This is a genomic window from uncultured Thiodictyon sp. (assembly GCA_903837595.1).
Classification (GTDB): Bacteria; Pseudomonadota; Gammaproteobacteria; order Chromatiales; family Chromatiaceae; genus Thiodictyon.
The window spans coordinates 1-6,118 of sequence record CAILVI010000238.1; the positions used below are offsets into that span (position 1 = coordinate 1).

The window sequence follows — 6,118 nt, forward strand, 5'->3', positions numbered from 1 at the left end:
CCAGATCGGTAGCAGCGGGGGGTGGGAGTGACATCAGGGAGCCTCCGGATCATGAAAAACGGGGCTCCCACGCTACCGGGCCAGGGACGGAATTTCATGCAGGCTTGCCGGAAGGACACAATACACTGACCCGCCGCGTCAGGCGGAACAGGTCGTAGACCTCGATCGGGTCGAGCTGCATGGGGGTCGCCGTGGCGAGCCAGAGGGCACGGGTCTGAGCTCGCAAAGTCTGGTTGACCGCCCGGTAAAGGTCGCCGTACTTGGGTTGCACCACCAGTCCGGCGGTGGAGTTGCTGCGGCGGGCGTAGTGGGCCTCGTCGACCAGGGCGATGTCCCAGGTCTGCGCCGCCAACTCCCGCTGGCGCTCCTTGCGGCGAACCAGCCCGGTGGAGACGATGACCAATGCCGGCGCAAAGACCGACTTGGCCGGCATCTGTTCCTCGATCGGGTACAGGTAGGCGTGCCGAACCTGGGGGCCGGAAAGCGCCCGGCCGAAGGGCAGGAAAAACTTGGTCGCCAGCTCGCTTTGCCACTGCCGGGCCAGGCTCGCGGGGGGCGCGATCAACACCCGCCGCGCCAGTCCGGACAGGATCAGCGAGCGCAGGGCCAGACCCGCTTCGATGGTCTTGCCCAAACCGACCTCGTCGCACAGCAGGAAGCTGTAGGGGTAGGAGGCGATCAACCGGCGCGCCACGATGGCTTGATGGGGCCAGGGCTCCACCGGGGCCGTGGCCATGCCGACGAAGCGGCCGTTGGGCATCCGCGGGGCCTCGCGCAGGATCGCGAACTTGAGCCACTCCAGCGCCGTCGGCCGCGGGACCTGCGGCGGGTGCGCGCTGGAGCCGTCGATTTCTTTCGGCTGCGCCACGGCGCTGCCGATCTCGATCAGTCGCTCGCGCACCGCCTGGGGCAGGTCCACCACATAGAGCCCCGGGTCCTGGTTGGCCCAGATGGCCTCGAAGTCGGCCGCGTAGCTGTCGGCCCTGGCCGCCTCGCGGGTACCCCACCAGTCGCAGTGTACCCCGATGTTCTCGGCGTTGATCAGCAGGGCGGTCCGCGACTCGTTCAGGGACCCCTCGGCGATCAGCCGGTTGCCCTGCGCATCATAGAAGACGGCCCATTTCTCGTGGACATAGCCGTCCACGCGGGAACTGTAGGGGATGGCCGCGCCGGTCTTGCGATGGCGGCGCAGGGCTACGCGCAGCTCCAGGCAGCCGGCCTTGAGCATCCCGGCGAGCAGACCCAGGCCGTTCGCGACCGGTTCCGGCTGATCCTGAGAATCGGCGAGCGCCGCCAGCAGCGTCTCGGCGAGCCGCCCGCCGTCCTGGTGATCGAAGATGACCTGGGCATCCTTGGGGTCCAGGTCGGCGCCCGCCACCAGCCGCACTCGGCCCTGATGCTCGATCAGTGCCGAGAACCCTTGGGAGGCCGCGGCCAGCGAGGTCGAACGGAAGTACCCGGCCACCCGGTCATAGCGCACGCTGGAACGCAGGGCCGGGATGTAGAAGTCGTGAAGCACGTCGCTGGTGGTGCTGCGATAGCGGGGCTCCCAGCTGCGCTGCTGGAACGACTCAGGCGTGTCGGTGCTCCCCATGCGGCGCCGCTACCCAAGCATCCGATTAAGCCGCATCGTCATCCCCTCTTGGGTAAGCATCAGGATTACTGCCAAGGATTCAGCAGCTTGATACCTGTGCGCTTGAAATCGGCGGTGTTCCTGGTTACCAGGATCATGCCGCGACTCAAGCCGACGGCGGCAATCAGTACGCCAGGATTCACCTGCTCCTTGGCGAACTCGGATACCACATTGGTGTCGAGCAGGAACTTCACAGGCTCAGGTCCCGTTCGAGATCTTGGTCGCGCTCGATGCGGATACCGCTGCCGCGCAACGGCGACTTCATGAGGAAGTCGGCCAGGTTGTCAGTCGGCGGCGTGAGTCGGCGATATTCCTCCATGGAAAGTACCACCGCGGTTTCCTCGCCGTTGGCGGTAATCACCTGGGGGCCGACGCGCAGGGCCTCTTCCACCACTTGATTCAAGCGATCTTGTCGTTCTTGAAGCTGCCAGTTCATAGATGCCTCCAGTCGTTCGGTGCCCACGGGTGTGGGGCGAGTCTAGGCGACGTATCGCATCGACAATCCGGATGGGCGGATCACCGGGCCGCCCACCCTGTTACCCGGCCGCCCCGCGCAGCCCGAAGAGCGCGGTGCGCGCCTGGCGCTTGAGGTCCGGGGAGCGCGCCTCGGCGGCCCAGACCTCCAGGAGGTCGAGGATACGCTCGGCGCGTTCGGCGGCGTGCTCCTGGAGATAGGCGCGGGCGACCGGGATATCGCCCTCACGGTAGGCGGCGATCAGACCCTGGAGGCGGTCCCAGTCGGTCTGGGGGTCGGTCAGGCGGGCGGCGTGGCGCTCCTCCGGGAGGGCCAGGCGGAGCTTGGAACCGCTGCGGATCAGGGGGGCCTGGTAGCCGTCCGCGCCCCCAGTGGCGATCGGGTTGCGGCCACGGGTGCCGGCGGACTGGTTGATACCGATCTCCCGGTCCTGGACCCGGTAACCGCCGGGCTTGCCGTCGAGGGCAATGCCCAAGGAGCGGGAGAGGTTCAGGATGTCGTCATAGGCGACCTCGGACAGTTCCCAGATGCCGAAGATGGTCAGGGCCATGGCGGTCTCGCTGTCCAGGTCTTCCACCCGGACCTTGCCCTTGGTGATCTGACTGACCCGGCCCTGAGAGACCACGCGGCTGGCCTCGTTCATGGCCTTGACGGGGCTCACCAGGTCATCGCCGTCCTGTACCGGCCAGTGGGCAGAGAGGACCTGGAGCGCCTTGCCGTAGCTCGCGACCATCTCGTCCACCGGGTTGAGGCGCAGCGGGGCGAAGTCGGTGAGGCCCTGGCGGACGGCCGCCTCGATCTGGTGGCGGATGCCGATCTGACCGAAGGCACTCTCCCAGATGGCGGCCTCAGTGCCCTGGGCCGGGCGCTTGCGACAGGAGAGAAAGATGGAACTGGCGGCGGCGGCCAGGTCTTTTTGGTGGGTGGAGTTCTCGCCCTCGGACTCCACCGGGAAGCAGGCGGTGATGACCCAGCCGGCATCAATCAGCGAGCGGGTGAGGGTCTCCCAGGCGTCTTGGGACTTGTGGTTGAACATCAGGGTGAAGAGGCCGTCGTCCTTCAATACCCGGAGGCACTCCCGGAAGATGCCCTGCATCATCTGCTCGTAGGCATCTTTAGCCGCCGCGCCGCTACCGTCCCGGGCACGATTTGCTACCGCTTCCGATTTCTTGTCCGTCAAACGCCGAATAAACTGGCCTGGATATAAGTCGGCGAGGGTGCGCCGCTGCCAGACATAGAAGAAATCGGACAGCTCCCCATAGAGGACGTTGTCGTAATACGGCGGGTCCATACAAACCAGATCGACCGTGCCCGCTTCAACCTGTGGCAGATAGTCGCCGCGCTGGTTAAGAATGGTCAGAGGCAGATTGCCTTGGGTGTGTCGGTGCACTGGCTCCACCAGTTCTGCAATTCCTTTATATGCATCGACAACTTGCGATAGACCCCAGGCGGCCCCGGAGTTTGCACCGCAGAAAATCATTTCGCCGAAGGTCCATTGGATCGCGTAGTTATGGCGACTGAAGGTGCCTTTAACGACGCCTCGCGTATATTCCCAACGCGTATGCCGGCTGTTATAGTCCATCCCCTTGTCGATGGCGAATTGCAGATAGGTAATCACCGCCCTGGCACGATCAGGCCCAAGCTCCGCCAAGACCTCCGGCTTGAGCCGGTTCAGCGTCTCGGTTAGGGTCAGGTGCCCGAGCAACTGACGCGGGGTGAACAGGTCACACCAGCGTTCTTCACCATACATCCGATGTCCGCGGTCGTAGTTGGAGCAACGGTCAATGCCCTCCGTCGGGATCAGGCCCTGATCGTCCCAGGCGTCCCACTTGGCCTGTAAACAACGCTGGGCCTCGGCCAAGGCGTCCAGATCACGCTGGTTCGGCGGGCGGAAGTAGCGGACCTTGGTGGTCTTGATCTCGCCCTTGCGGGCGCCTGAGGTGTAGCGCAGTGGTTGGCCCTTGCTGTCGAGCTTCGGCACCAGGCGCACAGCGACCACGGCATAGAGCCGGTCCTGCCACCCGTCCTGACAGTCCGCCATCGGGGTCGGGTGCTTGGCGACGGCACGCGCCTGGCGCTTGATTTCTTCGCCGTCGATAGCCTGCTTGCAGTGGACGCATTGTCCGGTGCCACGATTGACGGTTGCTGCGTTCGGGTCCTCACCATGGGGGCCGCGGCCATGTTTTATTATATGGGTTTCGAATCTGACCTTGCCGCCTTCTGCGATGATCCGCACCCCCCAGGGGTCGCTGGCTTCCTTTGACAACCAACAGGTGTTAAGAAGTGGCGCCTCGCTGCCGCAATGAGGGCAGGTAACTTGGCGGGTATAGAGGTAATCCTGGATGTGTTCGCAATCGAACTGACCAATGAGGCCCTGATTACCAGGACCAAGCAATCTCTCAAGGTCACTCCGTTGCGTCAACGGCAACGGCTGCCCGTCCGCATAAAGTGCTGAATTAGCTTCATCCACCTCGCGCAGCAAGCGACTTCCCCAGGTATCGATTGCAGCGAGCAACCTAGTGCCGAACCGTGCGGGAAAATCAAGTGTGGCATGCAGAATTGCGGCTGCGACCGGATTTAGGTCATTCGCGATGACCCGGTGTCCGAGCCGAAGTGCTTCGAAAGGAATCGATCCGCCTCCAGACGTCGGATCGAGAACCACTATGGGTGAAGGCGTATAGGGAACAGCAGTGCAAAAGGCCCGAGCGTATCCGTAAGCGTCTCCAGGAAAACTGATTGAGTTAGCCGCGGTAAAGGCCATCTTCTCGTTGGCCCATGCAGGATCTCCCATCAAAATCACCGTCGCTAAGGAACAGCCCTCCTCGGGTGGCGATTCCGGAAGAGCGCGGCTATCTTGCTCCCAGCGTTGAAGGACCGGGTCTGCTGCAAGGTCTGGTCTCTGTGCCCTTAGACTGGCGACAAGATCACGATTAAGTGCCCGAGTTTGTTGCTCCAAAAGGTAAGCGCGCTGGACCACCGCATCGACTGGTAGCACTTGGCGCCCCGCCCTTAACTCGATCCGTTCCAACAGCTTGCCCGTCAAGGTCCAGGGCTCGCCATGGACCAATGCCTGAACGCGCTTGATGCCGAGCCGACGGATGAAGGTCTCGGGGTCGGTCCCGGCCGACAGTAGGGAGGAGAGGATGGCTGCGCGGCTCGCCGTCAAAGGCCGACGCGCCCACCAGACATGCAGGCGGTTCACCGGCGGCTGGAGCCCGACGCTCTGCTCCCGCTGCGTCTCCGCCCCAACCTGGTGGCAGGGAAATCCGGCCTCGATCAGGCGGGTGTCTGTGGTGTCTTCCATCGCAAGTCCTCAAAGCCCATACCGAACGGGGTCAGTATCCCATAGGCCGGCGCTTGCAGGTAGCCGCCACTGGGCTTGACGCGAGACCAGCGGATGGGGCCTGGCCGTCGCGCCGCTAACCCAAGCTGGCTGCACGCTGCCAGAGAATGGTTGCGCCCGCAATCAGGGCTCCTGCGCGTGCGCGGAGGGTTCCTACGCGTGCAATGACAGCTCCCGCGCGTGCGTGGAGGGTTCCTGCGGGTGCATGGGCAGCTCCTACGCGCGCAGGAGACATTCCTCCGCGCGTAGCAGACGTTCCTGCGCACGCAGGAGACATTTCCACGCGCGTATAAGTCATTCCTACGCGCGTATAAATAATTCCTACGTGCGCAGGAAACATTCCTACGTGCGTAGGCGCGTGAACCACTCACATGGAACGCAAAAAATCATTTATTATCTTGATCTTATGGAGTCGAGAAAAAACGACATATGCGCGCGCAGGAAAGATTTATACGCGCGTAGGAAAGATTCCTACGCACGTATGCGAAGTTTCTGCGCGCACATGGGAAGCTCCTGCGCACGCATGGGAAACTCCTGGGCACGCATGGGACCTTCATGGGCTCGCGTCGGAGTCTCCTCAGTGCGCAGGGGACCCGGCTCAGTGCGCAGGGGACCCGGCTCAGTGCGCAGGGGACCCGGCTCAGTGCGCAGGGGACCCGGCTCAGCG

The 6,118-nt window shown here is 63.6% G+C and carries 4 protein-coding genes and 1 pseudogene; all 5 read right to left on the reverse strand.

Going from position 1 to position 6,118, the window contains the following annotated elements:
• Positions 1 to 94: 94 nt before the first annotated feature.
• Positions 95 to 1,594 (reverse strand): SNF2-related protein, encoded by a 1,500-nt coding sequence (locus QZY44_RS12670; protein ID WP_295446735.1) that lies wholly within the window; start codon positions 1,592 to 1,594, stop codon positions 95 to 97.
• Positions 1,595 to 1,659: 65 nt separating this feature from the next.
• Positions 1,660 to 1,827, reverse strand: a complete 168-nt coding sequence (locus tag QZY44_RS12675) for a hypothetical protein (RefSeq protein WP_295446737.1) — start codon at positions 1,825 to 1,827, stop codon at positions 1,660 to 1,662.
• Entirely contained in the window at positions 1,824 to 2,069 is a 246-nt protein-coding gene (locus tag QZY44_RS12680; RefSeq protein ID WP_295446739.1) for a type II toxin-antitoxin system prevent-host-death family antitoxin, read from the reverse strand. Before QZY44_RS12680 ends, QZY44_RS12675 begins: the two co-directional genes overlap by 4 nt.
• Before the next feature lie 100 nt (positions 2,070 to 2,169).
• The gene (locus tag QZY44_RS12685) at positions 2,170 to 4,374 is read right to left on the reverse strand and encodes a hypothetical protein (protein WP_295446741.1); all 2,205 of its coding nucleotides are present in this window, start codon (positions 4,372 to 4,374) and stop codon (positions 2,170 to 2,172) included.
• A gap of 849 nt (positions 4,375 to 5,223) precedes the next feature.
• Positions 5,224 to 5,412: pseudogene (locus tag QZY44_RS12690) on the reverse strand (DUF1156 domain-containing protein); the annotation flags it as partial.
• Positions 5,413 to 6,118: the final 706 nt, after the last annotated feature.

Excerpts from the sequence above, each read along its gene's own strand:
- QZY44_RS12670 (WP_295446735.1), bottom strand. The coding sequence starts at position 1,594 with ATGGGGAGCACCGACACGCCTGAGTCGTTCCAGCAGCGCAGCTGGGAG.
- QZY44_RS12680 (WP_295446739.1), bottom strand. The coding sequence starts at position 2,069 with ATGAACTGGCAGCTTCAAGAACGACAAGATCGCTTGAATCAAGTGGTG.